The following is a 22,484-nucleotide window of genomic DNA, read 5'->3' on the forward strand; positions in this document are numbered from 1 at the left end:
TCACACTGATATCTTAGTCTTTTCAGACTTTCACATACTATTTATCTCTGACAATATTGCTCTTTACTTTATTATTTACAGTAATTACCTTCTTATTACTTACATCGACAGTACTTCTTGTAGCCTTTCTGACTTTACTATTATTATCAGTAAGACTTATAGTCTTTAACTCATCATAAGTTTTAGCTTCCACAGGTACATACATTGTATCACTTACAAATCTTTGACCTACTGGAGTATCTCCTTGAAGGTCATTGTATCTATACAATTCTGCCTTAACCTTATCACTTAAAGTGTTGAAGTCTTCTTTTGGCATATAATAAACCCATGTGCCTTTACTTATCTCACCTAATTGTCCATTTTTTGGGACCTCTGCAAATAAAAGAGCTTCTCCAGAGATAGTTTTATTATTTTTATCTATAAGTAATGGTAAGTTAAATGCTGGATTTCCACTATATTCCCCTGTAATTACTATTGAACCTGCTGGAATCTTAGCTGTTTCATCTTCACTTGTATTAGTATCATCGCTTTGATAAATATAATCCTCTGCTAACTTTCCAATTCCATTAGTACGAGTTTGGTCTGCACTATTCACTGTTCTAATCTCTATATTATCACCTGGAGGCCCTATTACATCAAGCTCTGCAACTTCTATATTAGACTTATTGTTAGATATTAATTTTACATATCTAGCTTGATATGTCCAAAGATTACCATCTTTGTTAAATGTAACTCTAGCTTCATTATCTTGGTCTTTTCCTCCACCAACTAAGTCTTGTCCGTATTCAAAAGTTCCTTGGCTTACATCTTCCCAAGTTTTTTTATCATTACTTACTTGTATCTTGTAATTAGTCAATGGACTGTATGTTGTGCTAGTATCCTTTCTAAGGTTAAATAGTCCTTTTAGTGAGAACTTTCTAGCTTCTGTCTTTGGTTTTGTATACTTCAATCCAACTATAGGTAATGTCTCTTTCATATCTACTATTATATATGGATTTTCTTCTACATTTATATCTGGGTCTTTTTGTGGGTCTTTGTTCCATTCAGCTTTACTAATTCTCTTTCCTTTATAAGTAGTGCTTGCATCATTATCCTTTATATTATCAATTTCAGGATTTTGTAGTGGTCCATGTGAGTCATTTTCAGTTCTAACATCACCATCAGAAACAGTGTTTGTTATAAATGACCATGCTGACTTATTAATTTTTCCTTCATCTGATAACTTTACAGTACCAACTTCAAACTCTGCTGTTGGATTTAAGTGATAGTCATATGCAACTACTTTATATGTAAATGCTCTGTTATTAAGAGGAGATATATTGTCAGTAAATTGAGCTTTACTATTTCCTTTTGCATCTACAAAACCTACTGTTCTATATTTTACTTGAGTTCCATTTTCTCCATCTAAATAGTTTCCATCACTTCTTATTATTTCATATCCTAATATTTTATCTTTATCTTTATCAACATCTAAATCTATAGATATCTTATTAGATTTAACTAAAGAGCCACTTTGCAATCCATCAGCAAAACTAGCACTTACCTTAGTATCTTCTGCCATGTTAGATATGTTTTCATTTAAAATCTTTCTTCTAGCCTCATCATTTACATACTGTATCTTTCTAGTCTCTTTTTCTAACTTCTTCCCATCCATTATACTGTTTAGTTCTGGTGTAATCTCTACTCCCCATGCCTTAAAGTAGTCTCTTAAATCTTTTTCAACAACACTTGATGCCATAGCAACTAGCATTTGGTCTTTTGGCAAGTTATTTATTGGGTCATCACTTGAAAGTGCTCTGTATTTTCTAGAAATTTTAGCATAGAATGAATCATTACCTAAATCAGCATCTGAATTATTCTTTAACATTGAACCAGTAAAATCATCATCATATGCTAAATGTAATTGCCATAACATTCCAAGTCTTTCAAATACGTTACTTGGTATCCCCAGACTATTTGAAGTAACATGTTCATATATCTTATCCATTATAGAACCTTCAAGTCTTGAATGTGTGTTATCATCAAATGTCTGAGCAAGTAATGCAAGTACATTGTTACTAGTCTCACTATACGTCATCTTACCTATATCTGTAACATGCCCTATCTCATGACCTATTCCCCATCCAAATAAACTTCCTCCACTAGCTTTTCCATTAGCATCTATTTGGAAAGGTACTCCATTCATAAGCCCTGGAACAGAACCGTATTCCACTCCTACATGTAGACCAGAAGCATACATAAATGCTCCAATAAACATTCTTTGATATTTTATGTTCATACGAGATTTTGGAGCCATATCATTTTTAGTTATATTAAACTCATTATCATCTATAGTTCCATTACCATCTAAATCTTGTGTCTTAAATACTCCTCTTTCAGAGTATATTAAATCCATAATTTGTTCCCATGCAAGCATACTATTATATAGTCTATCTACTTGTGTATTTAAATCAGAATTTCCTTTTGATATTCCTTGATATACAGCAGTTGCTGGAACATTTAATGTCACTTTGTCACTTTCAATGTCAGTAGTATTTAATACACCTGTTGTTTCTGAATATCCATATGAATTACCAATATTGGTTCCTGGATAGTATGGTTCTCCTTTTATCTCATCCTTATATTTAGCTAATTCTTCTATATAAGTTTTTATTTTTTCTTTAGATTTAGAAACACCCTCAGGGCTATTGTCGTTTATCATTCCATTTAAGTTAAGGTGTGGTATCTTAGTAGCTCCTGCTACACGTACCTTTACATCTCCACCACTTGGAGTATCATAAGGGTATCTTATATATAAGCTTCCTCCACGTTCTGCATCTAAGCTATGAATCTTACTCAGCTGAATTACATTTTTACCAGTGCTAAGATTTATTTCTCCACTCTTATATGCTCCAGACTCTCCATAATATTGAGTATATATTAACTTAGGAGTCTTACCACTTTTACTTCCAACATATATCGTAATTTCATCTCCAGCTCTAGCAGCTACACCTAATGCCTGCCAGTCATTTCCCATACCTAAGTTATTCGACTTAACAGTATAGTTTCCACTCTTATCTTTATATTTTCCTGATACATTTATATCTTGATTAACAGTAGTCACATCAGTAAGTGTTGCTCTATCATTATATAAGTCTTGAGCTAATTTTAATTCTCTTTCTATAACTGTTTTATATGGATGATATTCTCCACTTGCTGTATCTGGAGTATTAAGTCTATCTTTTAGTTCTGTTATTTTTTCTTGAGTTATACCTTCTTTTAATTCAACTTGTAAATCGTCTGTAAATAAGTCTCTTACCTCTTTTTCTATACTGTCATACTCATAGAATTTAAGCTCTGATATATTAGATTTATATGAATAAGATGAACAGACACTAACTTGTATCTTAGTCGCATTTATTGGTTCTTTTAATCTAACCATTACGTATTTATTATTATTTACAGGGTCTGTCTTTGTTTCAAAAGGTACATCGCCTAAATTATGTAATTGACCATTTTCATCCCAATAGCGTATCTCAAAGTCATTTATTGTCTTATCAGAAATATCAAATCTAGGTGTAGCCATAAAAGTATCCATAGTATAAGCTTTATCAAAAGTTATGATTGGACCTCTATTTGTTCCCTCAGCAGCATTATATTCTGGGAAAGTCCAATGTGTTGTAAAATCTCCATCTACTATATTAAATTTATCAAATGGATTTTTATCACTATATTCACTTTTATCATATCCAGCTGGATAAGTTACATCTACTATATGATTAGTTGGTATTCCATATCCAGCATCAGACTTAGTAGTGTTAATCAGTCTATAGTTAGGTGTTGTTGGTGCATCTACACTTTCAGTTGTACCTAGATATATCTTAGACATTCCACTAGTACCTAAGTGGTTAGTAGCTGTCATTCTAACTTCATATGTTGTATTATCCTTAAGCCCTTCTATTTTTGAACTTGTTCCACGAATAAGCTTATCATTGTATTTTATCCAAGAGCCATTAGAACCTTTTTCTCTGTAATATAAATCAAAATCTTTAGCTTGTTTATGATTTTTCCAACTTACATCAAGAGCTTTAAATCTTCCTTTAATACTTATGCCTTCTGGTGGCTCTGGTCTTGTATCTGGAACAACTTGAAACTCTAATATACTATCTGGGCTAAATTGTATTGGCTTATAGTTTGAGTCTACATTTTCTGGTACTCCATCTAAATTCTCTGATGTTGCATCTTTGTATCCACTAGACCAATCTCCATTTAAAGATTGTATGCTAACTCTATATAATCCATATGCTTCTATATCTCTAACTTCTATAGTATTTTTACTAGTTTGTAGTTTTTTAGTTGATAATACTTTACCTTTACTATCAATTGTATCTAATATAAGTTCATATGCAGATACATTTACTTCATTGTTCCAATAAAAAGATACCTTTTCATTTCCAACAGCAGTACTAGTTGCTATTTTATTAATTTTTGGTATATTCATTTCTGGCTTTGGTATTTCTTCATAAACATTATTTAAAAACTCAACTTTAGATATTTCTGCAAGATTTCTATCATTAGCTGTTGTAGCTGTTATTTTTATAGTTATCTTTTTCACTGCTACTTGTTTACCAAGATTTATAACTATATCGCTATTTTGAACTTCTGCATATGTTTCTAAAGCTGACCTACTATATGTAGATGTCGTAGAGTTATCATCTTTACTAATATTATTATCTTCTTTTGGTGTATCTTTGTCTAAATCAGATTTATCAGTTGATGAGCTTTCTTTATCATTACTCTCTTTATCATTGTTTTCTTGTTCATTTGTATTAGAATCTGATTCTTCTTTATCATTGTTTTCTTCTTGAGTATTATCTGAGTTATTATCAGATTGCTCTGTATTTTCTTCTTTATTATTTACTTCTTCTTGTTGTTCTTCTTTTAAAGTTTTCACATACTCTTTGTTTTCATAAGGAATCTGTTGAACATTACCATCTTTATCCGTAACCTCAACTATTCCTTTTGCTGGAGCACTCCCTTCAGGAGCTTTAATATTTATGACTTCCATATCAAGTGCTTCTGATAAAGCTATATCCATCACTGCCGGTTTTTCTTCTGATATTTTATCATCTTTATTTGCTGGAGATATTGTAACTCCATTGTTTTCTCCACTAAACAAATCTTCTATAGTACCTTGAATATTTGTATCACTATTTTCTTCTAATGTTACCTTACTTGTATCTACTATAGGATTGGTAGGTACTATACTTTCTAGACTATTTGCATTTTCATTTTGTCCTAGATTTTTATGTACATAGTCTAGGTCAGCAATATCTACCTTTCCATCTCTATTTAAATCATATTCTTTTTTATTTGAATCTATATTTTCTAAAACTTCATTATAATCATTTTTATCTACTTTTCCGTCTCCATTTACATCACCCATTAAGAATAGTTCATAGTTTAAAGGTTTATTTTTACTATCTACACTTGCTCTATTACTTAATAAAACCCTTTGAGAATAACTTGATATATCAATATCTTTAACTTCTTTATTCTTAAATCCACTTCCAGATACTTCTACCTTGTATTTTCCAACAGGTAAATTGCTGAACATAATATTATAATATGATATATTTTCATCTTTTTCTTTTATTTCACTTCTATTTGCAGATAATTTTTTGATAGTATATTCTATAGTATCTGTTCCTATATTTATACTTCCTGAATTTTTACCTCCAAGTTTTATTATCCCACTATTATTACTACCATCTTTTAATTGTAGTTGTATATCAGTTATACTTTCTGATTCATTATTTTTGATTGGAAGTGAAAAATTTAAATCCACTTCTAGATTCCCCTTTAGCTTTTCTGTAACTGATTTTTCAACTGCCCTTAGTTTTCCCTCTAATATAGGCTCTGCAAAAACATTCAATGGTGCACTACACATGGACACTGCTAGTACACAAGATATTGCCTTTTTCATGAAATAACAATCCTCCCTCAATAAATCTTTAATTTTCCATGAATTTAAATGCTATAGTTTCAGACAATAAAAAAAGACACTCAAAGAGAATCTTTATTATAAATAAAAAGAACTTGCTCTTTTTAGCAACTGGCTGATATGGCTTTATAAGCTTTAATCCCTATAGTTTTGCGTCATTAGATTTCCCTAATTTTGCCATTTAATTTTCAATGCTTTTATACCCATTTTATACTATATTTAAACTTTTTAATACAATTTTTTTATGTTAAAATACAAAAAAAGAATATTTATATTATTATGTTAATATAAATATTCTTTATCATTATAAATACATTACTTATATGTTATTTTCTAATTATTATCTTATTACATATTTCCAGCGCTTATCTATATATTATTATCAAAGTATTTAAATCTCTATAAACACCTATTCTTTATATCTTCCATAAAACTCATGTGTTGCATATATAGTCTTATCTCCTGTCATAGTTAATCCAAATCCCATTATTTCATATCCCTTATGTAACATATTTGTACCTTCCTCAGGATTTGTCTTCCACTCATTAAAAATAAAGTTTCCTATATCATCTGCATCTCTATTCGTATATACAGGCTTATCTGGGATTTTATACTTAATTATATTTTCCCCTTGAACAGAAATGTATCCAGGTTTAATCTCACTCCAATCTAGATACTTCAAAAAAGTAGAATACGAATTTTTACCATTTATAGTGTGAGATAAAGTCTTTTTATTTGCCATTAAATTAGACCAGTCATTTGCTAGACCTTCTAATCTACTTGCTACAGATAACTCTCTTACTCCATTTTCTTTTCTGTATTGTTTTGTAAGAGCATATATTTTTCCCTTTATCCTATCCTTAAATACTTTATCATTTGGATTATAGTACAATCCTTGTTGGTTTGGCGAAGCTTGATTTATACATTGCTTGATGACATTTTGATTTATTCCTCCTAGTACAGTCAATTTATCTGCACCACTTAAAATACTCTTATTGCTACCATTTTCAACTAAAACCACAGGCGCATTTTTTGCTATTGTAGAAGCTGCCAATGCATCAGTTAGTTGCATACCCTTACTTAAATAAAATTCTTTACTGTCTTTATAGAACTCTTGTATAACTCTCTTATTGGTATCAAATCTATCTGTTCCACCTAATCTAACAGAATTTGTACTCTTAACCAGTTCATCACTTATTATCTCACTAGAACCAAGTGCATAACTCTTTAATCCTGTTGTATCAAATCCTACACTGCCTCCATCTGTAAGTATTATAGGTACTCCATCTCTTGCTGCTACTGGTGATGCACTTATTGCATCTGCTTCTCCTGTAATTCCATTAGCTATAATTACTTTATCTATTGGTTTGATTTCTTTGATTTTTTCAGCTATTTTTATGCTTGTATCAAATCTATTCTCACCAAATATTCTTTGTACAACCTTCTTTTTAGATAGTAACTGATTTTCAACATTTTTACTTATTGTCGATTCTGAACCTATTATATATATAGTATTTGCTTTGTTTAATCTTTCCATAGTAGTATTTGGGATTTGATTTTGTTTTGTCATTAAAATAGGCGCGTTTAATGCTCCTGCTAAACCACTTGCACTCAAGCCATCTGACAAGCTATTATCCGAATTGATTAGTATTGCTGTATTGTAGTTTTGTTTGTCTGCTATTTTTGCTGCTGTCTCATATCTGTCAGTTCCTTTTATTTGTTCAACTGATGTGAGCGCATTTACTCTAGGAGTATTTACCATTACTAAAAATAGTGTAAGTCCTATAGCAAATATCTTTCTACTATTCTTCATATTTTTTTACCCCCAATATTAGTTTTTATAATTTTGTTATATTGATTTTACTTAAACTTAATAAAAAGTTACAATTTTGTTACCATATTTTATATATGATACCATAGTTATCCATCTAACTCAAACAATATAATTAAAGTTTTTATTATTCATAAATTCAAAACATTATAACTTATTTTCTTTAATTAAGTGATAGTCTCAAAAGTTTTATTAAGTTATACACTCAAAACAATATAATTTAATAAGTATTTATTTTCTATAAACTTTCTTATGTTCAAAGTTTTTTAAATGGATATCTTAGAATACAGTGACTACAAGATATAATAATCAAAAACAATAAAAAGATGGTATCCTAACTTATTTTAAGATACCATCTTTTCATTATTTCTATTTTAATTGTTTATACTTATTTATTATCTATATTATATCTTACTTAGCTAAACATTATCTAAATAAACTTACAAATTTAAATTTTATATACTATTAGTTTCTAGTAAATAAGTTTATTTTTTCTGCTATTTTCTCAATAGCATTTTTAGCTATTCCTTCACCTATTTGTACTAACTTAGTAGTATTCTTAAGTCTTAATTCAACTACTTCTTCTTGTGACTTAGAAAGTTCTTCTGTCGTTAATATTATTGGTGCCTTTGCACTAGCTGCAAGTGGTGCTGCTGTAAGTGCATCAACTAATTGTCCGTTTCCACCTACATAACCATCTTTTGCAACATATGCTTTAGTTGCTCCTGCATAGTACTTGTTGATTACTTTAGCATTAGTGTCTTTTCTGTTTTCTCCTGCTAATCTTTCAACTTTATTATTTAAATCTATTTCAACTAATTTATCTTCAACGTCTTTTGATACAGAGTTCTCTCCACCAACTATTTCTAATTCTTTTCCATTTAATAACTTCTCAGCTTTAGTATCCAATTCGTTACCTGTAACTATTATTGGAGCACCAAATTGAGCAGCTCTAGCAGATATACTCATAGCATCTGCTTCTCCATTTCCACCTACTACGAAAGCAGTCTTAAATGTATCTTTTAATTGTTTTGCTATTTCTAAAGAAGTTTCAAATCTATCTTCTCCAGAAACTCTTTCAACTTTATTTACACCTAACTTAGCAAGTTTTTCTTCAGTTTCTTTTGATATTTTAGATTCTCCACCTACTATATATATTTTCTTAGAAGATAAGTTGCTTCCAAGTACTCTTAATATCTCAGCTTCTATTTCTGATGGTAATGAATCTTTCTTTGATAATAGTATTGGTGCATTTTTTTGAGATGCAAGTGGTGCTGATGCCAATCCATCAACTATAGCATCCTCTCCAACTAAGATTATTGCTTCTGCTGCTCCATCATTAAATCTCTCTTTGCTAACCTCTACTGCTGTTGTAAATCTTGAATCTCCAGATAAAACTTCTACCTTTAATTCTTTTCCATCTTTAACATCAGTTAATACTTTGTGTAAATCTCTTACTAACTTATGGTTTTTGCTTGATATACTCATTGTTTCTGGCTTTTCATTTGTCTTGCTTAAAATCATATCAAAGCTTGATTTTTCTGGCTTATCTTTATCATCACTATCTTCTTGCTCTTGAGTAAGTATTGCTACATTTTCAAATGTTAAAGAATATCCATTTTTAACCTTATTAACTATTTGTCTTCCTGATGTAGTTAATCTAACTCCATCGAATAAATCTTCTGCTGATATATCTTGTAAATCTGCATTTTTAACTGTTATTGTATGTAATTCTTTTGATTCTATATCACTATATTTCTTTTCATAACCTTCAAAAGTACTTTCTTCTGATATTATTTGTTTTGAGAAATCTAAGTGTTGGTCTCCCACATTTATAGTAATAACATTTTTTGAATCTTTCGCTCTTTTTACTTCAACTGAACTTGTAGATTTTATTGTTGCTGTTAATTTGCTATCAGAATCTTCTGCTAAAGTTGCATTGAAAGCATTAACTGCATCTACTATTTCTTGAGCTGTTTTGTAATTTTCAATTTTATAGTCGACTACTTTTCCGCCTAGAGTTTGATGACCTTTGTCTTGTATAGTAACTTTTAAACTTTGTCCTTCTACTAATGCATTTATTTTGTTTTGTAATTGAGTTGCATTAGTTAAATTTACATTGTCAACTTTTATATCGTAAACTCTATCATTTACATTTGCTCCTGCTTTTGTCTCTTCAAATTTAATCTCTAATGCTTTTCTAACTTCTTCAATTAATTTAGTAGAATCTTTCGCACTTACTGTGTAACTTTTATCAACATTTTCTGACACAGTGTTGTCTGCAAATATTGGTGCTGCTGCACTCATAACTGTGGCTCCTGCCATTACTATTGCCATACTTCTCTTTTTGTTGCTTAACATATTTATGTCCTCCGAATATTATTTTTTGATTTTTTTATATTCGTATTTCCCACATATAAATAATATTATATATAATATTATTTTTCAATATATTTTATGTGTTTACATAATTTACTAACTCAATTTTTAAAAATCGACGTATAAAAATTTATATTTTGAGCATACTATTATACTAATTTTTGCTAATTAATCCTTTATACTTAAATTAAATATATACCACTAATTTAATACTATTTTACAAAGTTTAAGACTACTATTTATCACAATAATCATTGTAAAACAAAAAAGGATACCTCATAATGATAATAGAATCATTTTAAAGTATCCTCTTGAAAATAACTAAGTCAATAATTTTCTATCTTTCACACTCTTGATTTGCAACTGTACAAGAAGTTTTACAAGCTGATTGACAAGAAGTTTGACACTCTCCACATCCACCTTTTGCAGCACTTTGCTTTAAAGTAGCTTGAGATAAAGTTTTTACATGTTTATTTTCCATTTTCAACGCCTCCATTTCTAATTGTTTCCTATTGATTATATCACAAAACTACTCTAATATAAACTCTATTTAAAGTTGACACCCAATACGCCTCCAATACCTCCCGCTGCTGATATTAACAATAACTTATAAATCATTCCTACTTCAAACACAAACTTTTCTTGTGCTAAAAACACAGTTAAAAAAATACATACTATGTACAAAAGTCCAACTAAAAGTCCATACACAAGACCTTTTTCTTTCATGTGTTTTGAAGTATAAAAACCACCTATAGCTGCAGAAATGGTAGTTATAAATGATGCAACCATAGTTATATTATCTCCACCAATATCTGTAAATGTCAAAAATAAGTTATACACTAATAAAACAGCCAAAGTTATTATATACGCATACCCTAGACCTTTAAAAATATAATTAGATTTTCCCATAAAAAAACCTCCTCTCAAATTAATATATATTCGAGAAAAGGCTTTTAAATTACTATTTTACTGTTCTTCTATTTCTTCTTTTCTAGATTGAACTGTCCCTATAGCCCATTTTTCAAATGGAACTTTAGTTCTGTTTGGTCCTAATTCTAGTATTACAACATCATCTTCAACTTTAGCTACACTAGCTACTATTCCACCTATTGTAACGACCTTGTCTCCTACACCTAGGCTACTTCTCATTTCTTTTAATTGTTTGTCTTTTTTCTTTTGAGGTCTAATCATTAGGAAATAAAAGATTGCTATTACTACTACCCATAGACCTATACTCATCATTATTTGTTGCTGTGGCATTAATTTTTCACTCCTTTGTAAATTATACTCTTTTGTAAATTATAATAAATATTTATATAACAATCTACTTTCTTTAGCTTTGAGTACTATTGAATATTATATATTAAAATGATTATAATTAATAGTGCAAAACCTATATTTCATACCCATATTTTGCAAAAAATTCATTTCTAAAATCAAGTAATCTATCTTCCATTATTGCCTGTCTTATTTGCTTCATTAAATTTAATAAAAAGTGAAGATTATGAGTAGTTATTAATCTTGCACCCAATATTTCATTTGCTTTTATAAGATGTCTTATATAAGCTCTTGAATAGTTTTTACAAGCGTAACAATCACATTCAGGGTCAAGTGGAGTAAAGTCTTCAGCATAAGTTGCATTTCTAACTACAACTTTCCCTTGACTAGTCATTGCAGTCCCATTTCTAGCTATACGAGTAGGTAAAACACAATCAAACATGTCAATACCTCTTATAACACCTTCCACTAAATCATCTGGGCTACCAACTCCCATTAGATATCTTGGTTTATCTTTTGGCATAAATGGAGTTGTATGTTCTAATACATCATACATAAGTGGCTTTGGCTCTCCAACACTAAGTCCACCAACAGCATATCCTGGTAAATCAATACTAGTTATTTCTTTTGCTGATTGCTCTCTTAAATCTTTATACATCCCACCTTGTATTATACCAAATAAAGCTTGCTTTTCTGTATTATTATGGGCATCTTTACATCTTTTTAACCATCTTGTTGTTCTTTCTAATGAATTCTTTACATACTCTCTATCTGCTGGGTATGGTGCACACTCATCAAAGGCCATCATTATATCTGACCCCAATGCATTTTGTATTTCCATAGCTTTTTCTGGAGTTAGAAAATGTTTTGAACCATCTAAATGTGACCTAAATTCTACACCTTCTTCTTTTATCTTTCTTAAAGGTCCTAAGCTAAATACTTGGAATCCTCCACTATCTGTAAGTATTGGCTTATCCCAGTTCATAAACTTATGAAGACCACCTGCTCTTTTTATAAGTTCATGACCTGGTCTCATATATAAATGGTATGTGTTGCTAAGTATTATTTGTGAACCAATCTCTTTTAGTTCTTCTGGTGTCATAGATTTGACAGTTGCTTGAGTTCCAACTGGCATAAATATTGGCGTTTCTATTATCCCATGTGGAGTGTGTAATCTTCCTAACCTTGCACCACTCTGTTTGCAAGTTTTTATCAATTCGTATCTTACTGCGTACATAAATTTCTCCTTAATAATATTTATTTCTCATTATTTCTTAAGATATCTGTTTAATAATCTATTCGTCTAATAGATTTTCTAAATAGATTTATCTTTATCGTCTTTATCCTGTTGTTCTTTAATTGCTTCTTCATCATGTATACTCATTATATTAAGTGCACTCTTGTCTTTTGTTACTAAAAACTTTTTTATAGCAAAAAGTCCTGCAATAGCTATAACACCTATTAAAACATCTATCATTCCTTCATTTTTAGGAAGTAACAACATTTTTCTAGCTATAGCATAAAGTAGTGCCTCAATAAATGCTCCTGGTATATGAAGTGATAGCATTACTACAAGTTCAACACCTATCACTAGAAGTAATATTTGTGCTAAGAAGTCATTAAGCTGACTGTATTGTACTGGATTTTGAAAGTCAACTATATATGCTCCCCACATAAGTCTTAACACATCTATTGTTCCTAGAAATACAGCTATTAGAACCACCACTGCTAACACACGTTCAAATATAAAAGCAATCTTTAATATAGGGTTATTCTTTTTTTGTTTTTGTAAACTATGCATCAATTACCTCCCTACTTTATAATCATAGCATCTCCAAAACTGAAGAATCTATATCTTTCTTTTACTGCCTCATTATATGCATTTAAAACATTATCTTTTCCACAAATAGCACTTACTAGCATTATTAATGTAGACTCTGGTAAATGAAAATTAGTAATAAGCTTATCTAGAACTTTAAACTTATAACCTGGATATATAAATATCTCTGTCCATCCACTAGTTTCTTCCATCTTTCCATCTTCATTACAGGCTGACTCTATAGTTCTGCAACTAGTAGTGCCAACACATATTACATTATTTCCACTTTCTTTTGCTCTATTTATTTTGTTAGCCGCTTCTTGACTAACCATATAATATTCTGAATGCATCTTATGATTTAAAACATCATCTACTTTTACTGGTCTAAAAGTACCTAAACCAACATGTAAAGTTACAAAGGCTATATCCACGCCTTTTTCTTTTATTTTATTTAACAGTTCTTCTGTAAAGTGTAATCCTGCTGTAGGTGCTGCTGCTGAACCATTGTGCTTTGAATAAACAGTTTGGTATCTCTCTTTTTCATCCAATCTAGCAGTTATATATGGAGGTAGTGGCATATTTCCAAGTTCATCCAAGATTTCTTCAAAAATCCCATCGTAATGGAACTTTATAATTCTTGAACCTTCGTCTGATAAATCTACAACTTCTCCAATCAACTTTCCATTTCCAAAAGAAAATTTAGTACCTACTTTTGCTCTTTTTCCTGGTTTTACTAGAGCTTGCCAAGTATCTTCCTCTGTTCTTTTTAATAATAAAAATTCAATTTTTCCTCCAGTTTCAAGCTTCTCTCCTATTAATCTAGCTGGTATAACTCTAGTATTATTTAAGACTAAACAATCCCCTGGATTTAAATATTCTATTACATCTCTAAAGACTTTATGCTCAACATTTCCTGTCTCTTTATCCAGTACCATCAATCTTGAACTAGCTCTATCTTCTATAGGAACTTGAGCTATAAGTTCCTGTGGTAAGTCAAATTTAAAATCACTTGTTTTCAATGTTAAACTTCCTCTCTTAAAATTTCTCTAGCTACAATAATATCAAAAAAACAACTTATTTTCCACAATATTACCATAATCTATCAAGAAATTACTCTTTTTAGCATACATCATATCCACAATATATAGATATTTTTCCACGATATATACGTCTTATCCACAATATATAGATACAGTACACACAATTTTTATCGTATTTATCCACAGTATCTACAGTTATAATTACCATTTTGTGGATATGTTTGAATTTTTAGCCATTTTAGAAATATTTCAATTTAATGACTATTCTATTTTATAAATATTTATATAATCTATTTTTATTTTTCATTAGGATATGGAATTTTTAAGTGTTCATATGCTAATGGCATGGCTACTCTTCCTCTAGGACCTCTATTTATAAAGCCTAGCTGAAGTAAATATGGCTCATATACATCTTCTATTGTGTTTCTATCTTCGCCAATAGAAGCTGCTAATGTATCAAGACCTACTGGTCCCCCTCTAAATTTTTCTATTATAGTCATAAGAAGCTTCTCATCTACAAAATCAAGCCCCAAATTGTCAACACCTAAAAGTTCTAGTGCATCTTTTGCTACCTCATCAGTTATTTTTCCATCAGCTCTAACTTGTGCAAAATCTCTAACTCTTTTTAGTAATCTATTTGCTATTCTTGGAGTCCCTCTTGAACGTTTTGCAAGCTCTAAAGCACCATTAGATTGTATTTCTGCATCTAAGATATTTGATGACCTAAGTACTATTTTTGAAAGCTCATCAACTGTATAGTAATCCAATTTACAAATAACACCAAATCTATCTCTAAGTGGATTTGTAAGCATACCAGCTCTTGTTGTAGCTCCAATAAGTGTAAATTTAGGAAGGTCAAGTCTTATACTTCTTGCAGATGGTCCTTTTCCTATTATTATGTCTAAACAAAAGTCTTCCATTGCTGGATACAAAACTTCTTCAACACTTCTATTGATTCTGTGTATCTCATCTATAAATAAAACATCATTTTCATTTAAGTTTGTAAGTATAGCTGCCAAATCCCCAGCTCTTTCTATTGCAGGACCCGACGTAATCCTCAAATTTACACCCATCTCATTAGCTATTATACTAGCTAGTGTAGTTTTTCCAAGACCTGGTGGTCCATATAAAAGCACATGGTCTAACTGCTCATTTCTTGATTTAGCTGCCTCTATAAATATGCTAAGTTGCTCTTTGGATTTTTCTTGCCCCAAATAATCTTCTAGAGTCTTTGGTCTTAGACTATTTTCTATATCTATATCTTCTGTCTTCATTGTAGAAGTTATTATTCTATTTTCATCTTCAAAACCTTGCATTTATACCCCTCCTCTCGTACTTTTGGAAATCTACTTTGATATTTTGAAATCTACATTCATACTCTAAATATTATTTTAAAGTGTAAATGTTATTTCAAAGATTTACTCATTATATATGTAAGTGCTTTCTTTATAATGGCTTCTGTATCCATACCATCCTTTTTACACTTTTGAACTGCATCTTTTGATTCGGCTAAGGTATACCCCAAAGCTACAAGTGCATCCACAGATTCATCTTGAGATATGAAAGTAGGTTTTTGTGATAATAATGTTGGTTCAAAGTCTATATTATTTTTATCTACTTTATCTTTAAGTTCTAAGACAATTCTCTCTGCTGTCTTTTTCCCAACACCAGGAGCTTTGGATAATTTTCCAATATCTTCACTTAAAATATAAGCTCCTAACTGTGCTGGTGATGCAAATGATAGTATTGAAAGTGCCACTTTAGGTCCTATCTTAGATACAGATGTAAGTAACTCAAACATCTTAAGTTCCTCCCTACTTACAAAACCACAAAGACTCATATCATCTTCTCTCACAATTAACTTAGTATATATTTTTGTAGCCTCTCCCACTTTTAAATTCATGATTGTATTGGATGACACATTTATCTTATATCCTATACCATTATTTTCAATAACTATATTGTCTATATAAATCTCTTCTATTGTACCTTTTATATAACTATACATACTTACCACCTATATTCTTTAGAGTTTTTTCAAGTTTATTTGAATGAGCATGACAAATAGCCACAGCTAAAGCATCTGCAACATCATCTGGTTTTGGAACCTTTTTTAAACTCAAAAATGAAGTTACCATCTGTTGAACTTGTGCCTTATCTGCTCTTCCATATCCAACTACACCTTGTTTTACTTGAAGTGGAGTGTATTCATACACTGGTTTCCCATTATGAGCACATGCAAGCATAGTAACACCTCTAGCTTGTGCAACTGTTATAGCTGTTTTTACATTCTTGTTAAAGAATAATTCTTCCATTCCAACTTCATCTATATTGTAATTCTTTACGATTGTATCAATTCCTTTATATACAAGTTCTAATCTTCTCGATATATTCATGTGTGCAGGTGTTGTCACTGCTCCATAATCTATTACCTTAAACTTGCTATTTTTGTATTCAACTATACCATATCCAACTATAGCTATACCTGGGTCAATCCCCAATATTATCATTTTTTAAAATTCCCCCTAAAAATAAAAGAAATACCAAAATGTATTTCTCATAAAAACTTATGTTCTAAATCATTATACCATAAATAATATTAACAAATCATAAAATGGTATATGTAAAATATAAAATAAAGTAAAAAAGTTATACCAAAGCAAGATTTTACTTCAGTATAACTTTTATATTTAGTACAAATAAATTATTGTATTTTATAGGAATTAAATGTGACTACAATTTTAATATTAACTTACTTAGTATTAACTTGCAAAGTCTTCCAATCTTGAATAAGCATCTTCTTCAGTATCCATAACTACACCTTTTTTGATTTCATCTTGAACTGTCTTAGGAAGTGAATCTACTCTTATTTTTGTTTTTTCTACTAATGTTTTATTTCCACTACTATCATATTTATATAACGCTATATTTCCATTATCATTTTCAATCGTATACTTCCCTTTTATAGTGGCATTCATTGCTTGTACATCTTTAGTATCACTATATTTAGATTCTACCAATATGATTTCGTTTTTATCCATACTCTTTATTTTTTTACTTGGGTACTCTTTTTTAAAATATGATACTATTTCTGATTTTGTCTTATCTAATAATGATTCTGGAACTATACCAGCCATTGTAAGTGTTCTCTTATAGTTAGTTTCATTTTCGCCTTCACTTTGAAGCCAAACTTCACAATTTTTATTTAATCCAAAAGCTTCTTTTGACTTTTCATTCATGTTCGCACTAGTACTTACAACTTCACCAGTTTGAACTCCATTATGTTTTAATCTTGTCCCTATATAAACTCCACTACTTAATACAAATACTCCAACTAGTATTAAGGCAGATATTTTCCAAGGAAATAATTCTTTTTTCTTCTTTTCAAACATTGATTACGCCTCCTTTTACTATTATTTTCTCCAAGCTGTAAGTTTTTATACAATTTAGGTAAATTTTAGAAGAAAATATATTTACATATCAAATTACTCTAAGAATAGATATTTTATAAAAGAGAGTTTTCTCTTAAAGGTTATATTCTTGTAATTATATGGACATAATTTATAGTAAATAATCGTTTAGGAGGTAATAACTTTGGAAAGAATAAACTGTAATGTAACTAACTGCTCACATAATAACAGCCATATATGTTATGCAGATAAAATTTTTATAAATGGTGAGCAAGCTCACAATGATAGACATACTTGTTGTAGTTCATTTTTAGACGAATCTATTTATAGTAATCTATCAAGTAATGTTAATAATAGAAATTGTGAAGAATTAGTGTGTAGCGTAAAAACTTGTAAATACAATAAAGATGGTAGCTTATGTACACTTGATAATATATTGGTTGCTCCTGAAACTGATAGAGTAAATCTTTATGTTGAAACATGTTGTTCTAGCTTCAAATGTAAACAATCATAATATAAATAAATATAAGGGTGTCAAATATGATTAAACTAACATAGTGTAGAGTATCTACAACTATTAGTTTGATTATACTTGACACCCTTATTTATTTTAAATAAAATCTCATGATTATAATCATATATAATATTATAACTGTAATTAAATTTGATAAATTCCTATAAATTGGTATAATCAATATGTAAATTGAATTTGAAGTAAATTAATCATAAAAATAAAATATCAAGTATATAGTGTTATATTAACTAGAAATGAGGTGCTTATGAGTATATTTTATATTCAATTTCTTTATTTTGTAATTTATAGTTTTATAGGATGGTGTTGTGAGACTACATATTGTTCAATTTTACAAAAGCAATTTGTAAATAGAGGATTTTTAAATGGACCATTTTGCCCTATATATGGATTTGGAGCGTTAGCGATAGTTGCTACCTTGACTCCTTTTGTGCACAATATTCCCTTGTTATTTTTATTTAGTATAATTATAACTAGTGTAATGGAATATCTTACAAGCTTTGTATTAGAAAAAATATTTAATATGACTTGGTGGGATTATTCTAAGCATAAATTTAATATTAATGGCAGAGTTTGTCTAGAAAACTCACTTATGTTTGGTGTATTATCATTAATTGTAATGCTTATAGTACATCCTATTGTAGTTGATTTCATAAACTCTATACCTAAAAATATACTATTTATACTGGCTATATCTATAGAAGTTTATTTTGTTTTAGATTTAGTAATTACAGTACATACAATCTTACAATTAAATGGCAAACTAAAACAAATCAATCTTGTAATTAAAGAATTAAAAGATAAAAAGGAATACTACAAACTTATTACACAGGAAACTATTGAAAGCAAACTCGAATCTTTGGTTGAAAATAGACTTGAGACTTTAGAGGATAGATTTGAAATACTTAAGGAAAAAGAAAACTATCGTTATGCTAGAAATCGCATTGAGGAGCTTAAAAATAAACTTAATAATTTATTGTCTAACCACAAATTACTTCATAGACGTATTATCAAAGCATTCCCTAATATAAGCTCTAATAAACATAAGGATATTTTAAATAAAATCAAAGAAGACATTAAATCAATAAAAAAAGATAAGTAGTGTAATAAACATCATATAAACTTAATAATAGAAACACTAACACATAAGAGTAAGGTTTAGAATATTTTTGATAAATACTCTAAACCTTACTGCTTAATGTACTATTATTTTTTAGATATTAATTTTAGCTTATTCATTTTTTAATCAATAAATTTAAATATTTATACTCTAAATACTCTAATCCATTAATATTCTAACCCATCAGTATCTCAACAGATTCTTTAAGTGTACTGACTTCTCCAACATTGCCAGGGAAAATTATATATGGCATATTAGGGAATTTGCTTTCTTTCCCTGTCATCCACACTGGTATACCAGGTTTTATTTGTCCCATTACTGTAGCTTTTTTTACTTTAAGTGCTTTAGTACCAACATCACTAGATGTAATGCCACCTTTAGCTATGATGAAATTAGGTCTTACATTAAGCATACCAATTATACTGGTAACAGCATCTGATATCTCTACAGAAATCATAAGTTGTTTATCTTTATCATTTGTATCTAAGTCAAAACGCTCTCGTCTAGTATAAACAGCAACGGTTTTTCCACTACTTATTTTTTCTTCTACAACTTGTATAACTCTTTTTACTTCATTTTTTAAGCCATTTTCCTGTAGAACTAAATGTTGATTAAACTCTATAAATTCTATTGGGTATTTACAATTTCTAAGTTCTTCTAGTTGTTGAGTAGTCTTATTTACATGTGAACCAACAAGTATAATTCCTCCATTGGTATTATCTTTTGACACTAATTCATTTTTAGTAAGCAATGCTTTATCACTCACTCCTCCAAGCACTTTTGTTATGGCAGCAGCACTTCTAAACATAAACTCCTTGCCACTATTTACTGCACGTATAAATGCAATTGCAAATACCTTTACGTCTACATAGTCAGTTGCATTTACAATGACTTTATTGAACCCTTTAACCATTTTAAGTTTTTCTGTTATAGCTTCAATCTTTAGCTCTCTAAGCTCTTCAGAAGAAATGTATATCATATCATTAGACTTGTACTTTCCATTTGTCTTTTCTTCACACCATTCACCTATATCAGAAGATTTGTAGCCAAAAGACTTGTCTTTTGCAAATTCAGTCATTCCTGCTGGTATAAGCATTTCTTCTTCTTTAACATAATGTATATTATCTATAGTGAATCTGCCACCTTCTTTGAAAAATGGCATTATTATTTCGCCATCAAATAACTTCTCGGATAATTTTTCTACTTCACTTTTTAATAAATCAGTTTCTAGAGGATAATGCCCTCTCATTGTAGAATCACTACGACTTATAATTATAAAGTCCTTATTTGTTTTCTTGGATACAGCCACAATATTTTTTGATATTTCTCTATGTACTTCTGTAGTTTGATTAACAGTAAATCCTCTTGAATTAGTAAGTATGAAAAACATACTATTTTGTTCATTAAAACCTTGCTCTATACTATCCTTATCCCAATCAGTATAAACAGAGATATCATGAACAGTTTGTACACCTGTTGGGTCATCATCTAATACGATTATTTTTCTATCTAAATTTTTAAGCTCATTTGCAAGAAGTTCATTTAATTTATCCTCGTCTACTTCTTTAAAAGTATTAAGTATGTCTATGCTAATCGGTTTTACTTCTCTCATCTAAAACGCCCCTTTATGTAATTTATATAATCTCAATGTAATTTATATAATATAACTCAATAGTTTATTATTTATAATCCTGGAAGTGGTATAATTCCATTTATAACACTAAGTAATAAAACCATTATAAATGCTACAATACCAGCAATAGTTCCTCCAATTGTCCAAGAATTCAAAGTATCTTTAACTGATAATCCACTAAATCTTGAAAGTACCCAGAACCCAGAATCATTTGGAAGAGAAAAACCAACGCCACCAGCACATATAGCAAGCCCTACTAAAACTGGTGACATACCAGTTGCCAAAATTGTAGGCCCTAAAATTGATGATGTAGTTACTAAGGCTACAGTGGCAGAACCCTGAGAAATCCTAAGTAGTGCACTTAATAAGAATCCAAGTACTACAACAGATATACTAAGACCAGACATAGTGTCAACTAAGAAATTACCTATACCACTTGCATTTATAACACTACCAAACGCTCCCCCTGAGCCTGTTATTAATAGTATTAAACCTGCTGAATCGGCAGCTTCGATAACAACATCTCCCATAGGTTTACTTATGTATTTCTTTAAAAATACTATTGCTACTAATATTCCAAGAAGTATTGCTATATTTTTATCTCCTATAAATGCAAGTACTCCACTAATTTTAGAACCTTTTTCCACAAACATACTAAATACATTTGATACAAGTATAAGAAGTATTGGAAATAATAAAGAGAACATAGAAACTCCAAAACCTGGTACTTCAGAAGATTTATCATTTTCAAGCTTGATACTATCTTCTCCCTGTTCTAAATTTTTTTCTCTATCATTCTCATCAATTGCATAAGACGGATATTTTTCAAAACGTTTTCCATAAAGCCATCCACCCACAATAGCAGCTGGAAAAGCGACAATTATAGAATACAGTATAAAACTACCTACATTCGCATTTACATTTGCTGCAACTGCCAAAGGTCCTGGTGTAGGTATTACAAGTGCATGTCCTACTATAGTCCCAACACCTAATGCACATACAAATACCATTAGAGATTTCTTAGTAACTCTTGAAACATACTTAATTATAGGCATCATTATAACGAAAGCTGCATCCATAAAAACTGGAATTGAAATTAAAAATCCTGCTGTAGTTACAGCTAATGCACTATTTTTTTCTCCTGTTTTAGCTAACAAACCCTTTGCAATAGATTCTGTAGCTCTTGACTCTGAAAGAATATTTCCAAATATTATGCCAAGTCCAATTACAATACCTATACTTCCTAATGTATTTCCAAAACCAGTCGATATTGTAGTTGAAATTTCATTTATAGGCATTCTAACCATAAAACCTGTAATTATCGATGTTATAAGTAATGCCAAAAATGGATTTACTTTAAATTTAATAATCGATACAAGTAAAATTCCTATAGATATAACAAATGCTATCAAAAGTCCGTATCCTGTAATCATAATTTTTACCCCTTTATCATTCTACT

18 protein-coding genes and 1 riboswitch are annotated in these 22,484 nt (G+C 29.8%); of the genes, 2 read left to right on the forward strand and 16 right to left on the reverse strand.

What is annotated here, in order from left to right:
• Window positions 1-37 precede the first annotated feature (37 nt).
• The 14 genes from ACTG44_RS15500 to ACTG44_RS15565 form a co-directional block, all read right to left on the reverse strand.
• Window positions 38-5,965 (reverse strand): M60 family metallopeptidase, encoded by a 5,928-nt coding sequence (locus tag ACTG44_RS15500; protein ID WP_479920794.1) that lies wholly within the window; start codon window positions 5,963-5,965, stop codon window positions 38-40.
• Window positions 5,966-6,086: 121 nt separating this feature from the next.
• A riboswitch (cyclic di-GMP riboswitch) is annotated at window positions 6,087-6,172 on the reverse strand.
• A gap of 220 nt (window positions 6,173-6,392) precedes the next feature.
• Entirely contained in the window at window positions 6,393-7,796 is a 1,404-nt protein-coding gene (locus ACTG44_RS15505; RefSeq protein ID WP_479920795.1) for a cell wall-binding protein Cwp9, read from the reverse strand.
• Between the two features lie 483 nt (window positions 7,797-8,279).
• A complete protein-coding gene (locus tag ACTG44_RS15510) occupies window positions 8,280-10,175 on the reverse strand; it encodes a cell wall-binding repeat-containing protein (RefSeq protein ID WP_479920796.1) in 1,896 nt (631 codons plus the stop codon).
• Between the two features lie 355 nt (window positions 10,176-10,530).
• Window positions 10,531-10,674, reverse strand: a complete 144-nt coding sequence (gene scfA, locus ACTG44_RS15515; RefSeq protein WP_009891067.1) for a six-cysteine ranthipeptide SCIFF — start codon at window positions 10,672-10,674, stop codon at window positions 10,531-10,533.
• 65 nt (window positions 10,675-10,739) lie between these two features.
• Window positions 10,740-11,102, reverse strand: coding sequence for a TIGR04086 family membrane protein (locus tag ACTG44_RS15520; RefSeq protein ID WP_021385745.1), 363 nt, complete (start codon window positions 11,100-11,102; stop codon window positions 10,740-10,742).
• Window positions 11,103-11,159: 57 nt separating this feature from the next.
• Window positions 11,160-11,453 (reverse strand): preprotein translocase subunit YajC, encoded by a 294-nt coding sequence (gene yajC / locus ACTG44_RS15525; RefSeq protein WP_021385756.1) that lies wholly within the window; start codon window positions 11,451-11,453, stop codon window positions 11,160-11,162.
• Window positions 11,454-11,586: 133 nt separating this feature from the next.
• On the reverse strand, window positions 11,587-12,708 hold the full coding sequence (gene tgt / locus ACTG44_RS15530) for a tRNA guanosine(34) transglycosylase Tgt (protein WP_479920797.1): 1,122 nt from the start codon (window positions 12,706-12,708) through the stop codon (window positions 11,587-11,589).
• Window positions 12,709-12,786: 78 nt separating this feature from the next.
• Window positions 12,787-13,272: a phosphate-starvation-inducible PsiE family protein gene (locus ACTG44_RS15535; RefSeq protein WP_021385759.1), complete on the reverse strand. Its 486-nt coding sequence runs from the start codon at window positions 13,270-13,272 to the stop codon at window positions 12,787-12,789.
• 11 nt (window positions 13,273-13,283) lie between these two features.
• Window positions 13,284-14,309: a tRNA preQ1(34) S-adenosylmethionine ribosyltransferase-isomerase QueA gene (gene queA, locus ACTG44_RS15540; protein ID WP_479920798.1), complete on the reverse strand. Its 1,026-nt coding sequence runs from the start codon at window positions 14,307-14,309 to the stop codon at window positions 13,284-13,286.
• Between the two features lie 100 nt (window positions 14,310-14,409).
• Entirely contained in the window at window positions 14,410-14,538 is a 129-nt protein-coding gene (locus ACTG44_RS15545; protein WP_021385751.1) for a hypothetical protein, read from the reverse strand.
• An 88-nt stretch (window positions 14,539-14,626) separates the two neighbouring features.
• On the reverse strand, window positions 14,627-15,646 hold the full coding sequence (ruvB, locus tag ACTG44_RS15550; RefSeq protein WP_021385734.1) for a Holliday junction branch migration DNA helicase RuvB: 1,020 nt from the start codon (window positions 15,644-15,646) through the stop codon (window positions 14,627-14,629).
• An 89-nt stretch (window positions 15,647-15,735) separates the two neighbouring features.
• Window positions 15,736-16,338 carry a Holliday junction branch migration protein RuvA gene (ruvA, locus tag ACTG44_RS15555; RefSeq protein ID WP_021385762.1) on the reverse strand — a complete coding sequence of 201 codons (603 nt, stop codon included), beginning with the start codon at window positions 16,336-16,338 and terminating at the stop codon, window positions 15,736-15,738.
• Window positions 16,331-16,840, reverse strand: a complete 510-nt coding sequence (gene ruvC / locus ACTG44_RS15560; protein ID WP_021385741.1) for a crossover junction endodeoxyribonuclease RuvC — start codon at window positions 16,838-16,840, stop codon at window positions 16,331-16,333. Before ruvC ends, ruvA begins: the two co-directional genes overlap by 8 nt.
• 252 nt (window positions 16,841-17,092) lie before the next feature.
• Window positions 17,093-17,722, reverse strand: coding sequence for a hypothetical protein (locus ACTG44_RS15565; RefSeq protein ID WP_479920799.1), 630 nt, complete (start codon window positions 17,720-17,722; stop codon window positions 17,093-17,095).
• A gap of 202 nt (window positions 17,723-17,924) precedes the next feature.
• On the opposite strand from ACTG44_RS15565, the gene ACTG44_RS15570 reads away from it, so the two are divergent.
• Together ACTG44_RS15570 and ACTG44_RS15575 are read left to right on the forward strand one after the other, a co-directional pair.
• Window positions 17,925-18,254, forward strand: a complete 330-nt coding sequence (locus ACTG44_RS15570; RefSeq protein ID WP_021385749.1) for a DUF1540 domain-containing protein — start codon at window positions 17,925-17,927, stop codon at window positions 18,252-18,254.
• Between the two features lie 265 nt (window positions 18,255-18,519).
• Window positions 18,520-19,374: a putative ABC transporter permease gene (locus ACTG44_RS15575; protein ID WP_479920800.1), complete on the forward strand. Its 855-nt coding sequence runs from the start codon at window positions 18,520-18,522 to the stop codon at window positions 19,372-19,374.
• A gap of 193 nt (window positions 19,375-19,567) precedes the next feature.
• Here ACTG44_RS15575 and ACTG44_RS15580 read toward each other — a convergent pair whose 3' ends face one another.
• Together ACTG44_RS15580 and ACTG44_RS15585 are read right to left on the reverse strand one after the other, a co-directional pair.
• Entirely contained in the window at window positions 19,568-21,004 is a 1,437-nt protein-coding gene (locus ACTG44_RS15580; RefSeq protein WP_479920801.1) for a four-carbon acid sugar kinase family protein, read from the reverse strand.
• 71 nt (window positions 21,005-21,075) lie between these two features.
• Window positions 21,076-22,458, reverse strand: coding sequence for a GntP family permease (locus ACTG44_RS15585; RefSeq protein ID WP_479920802.1), 1,383 nt, complete (start codon window positions 22,456-22,458; stop codon window positions 21,076-21,078).
• Window positions 22,459-22,484: the final 26 nt, after the last annotated feature.

It is taken from the genome of Clostridioides sp. LIBA-2809 (assembly GCF_056688965.1).

Excerpts from the sequence above, each read along its gene's own strand:
- ACTG44_RS15500 (WP_479920794.1), bottom strand. The coding sequence starts at position 5,965 with ATGAAAAAGGCAATATCTTGTGTACTAGCAGTGTCCATGTGTAGTGCA.
- ACTG44_RS15505 (WP_479920795.1), bottom strand. The coding sequence starts at position 7,796 with ATGAAGAATAGTAGAAAGATATTTGCTATAGGACTTACACTATTTTTA.
- ACTG44_RS15510 (WP_479920796.1), bottom strand. The coding sequence starts at position 10,175 with ATGTTAAGCAACAAAAAGAGAAGTATGGCAATAGTAATGGCAGGAGCC.
- scfA (WP_009891067.1), bottom strand. The coding sequence starts at position 10,674 with ATGGAAAATAAACATGTAAAAACTTTATCTCAAGCTACTTTAAAGCAA.
- ACTG44_RS15520 (WP_021385745.1), bottom strand. The coding sequence starts at position 11,102 with ATGGGAAAATCTAATTATATTTTTAAAGGTCTAGGGTATGCGTATATA.
- yajC (WP_021385756.1), bottom strand. The coding sequence starts at position 11,453 with ATGCCACAGCAACAAATAATGATGAGTATAGGTCTATGGGTAGTAGTA.
- tgt (WP_479920797.1), bottom strand. The coding sequence starts at position 12,708 with ATGTACGCAGTAAGATACGAATTGATAAAAACTTGCAAACAGAGTGGT.
- ACTG44_RS15535 (WP_021385759.1), bottom strand. The coding sequence starts at position 13,272 with ATGCATAGTTTACAAAAACAAAAAAAGAATAACCCTATATTAAAGATT.
- ACTG44_RS15545 (WP_021385751.1), bottom strand. The coding sequence starts at position 14,538 with ATGGTAATTATAACTGTAGATACTGTGGATAAATACGATAAAAATTGT.
- ruvB (WP_021385734.1), bottom strand. The coding sequence starts at position 15,646 with ATGCAAGGTTTTGAAGATGAAAATAGAATAATAACTTCTACAATGAAG.
- ruvA (WP_021385762.1), bottom strand. The coding sequence starts at position 16,338 with ATGTATAGTTATATAAAAGGTACAATAGAAGAGATTTATATAGACAAT.
- ruvC (WP_021385741.1), bottom strand. The coding sequence starts at position 16,840 with ATGATAATATTGGGGATTGACCCAGGTATAGCTATAGTTGGATATGGT.
- ACTG44_RS15565 (WP_479920799.1), bottom strand. The coding sequence starts at position 17,722 with ATGTTTGAAAAGAAGAAAAAAGAATTATTTCCTTGGAAAATATCTGCC.
- ACTG44_RS15575 (WP_479920800.1), top strand. The coding sequence starts at position 18,520 with ATGAGTATATTTTATATTCAATTTCTTTATTTTGTAATTTATAGTTTT.
- ACTG44_RS15580 (WP_479920801.1), bottom strand. The coding sequence starts at position 21,004 with ATGAGAGAAGTAAAACCGATTAGCATAGACATACTTAATACTTTTAAA.
- ACTG44_RS15585 (WP_479920802.1), bottom strand. The coding sequence starts at position 22,458 with ATGATTACAGGATACGGACTTTTGATAGCATTTGTTATATCTATAGGA.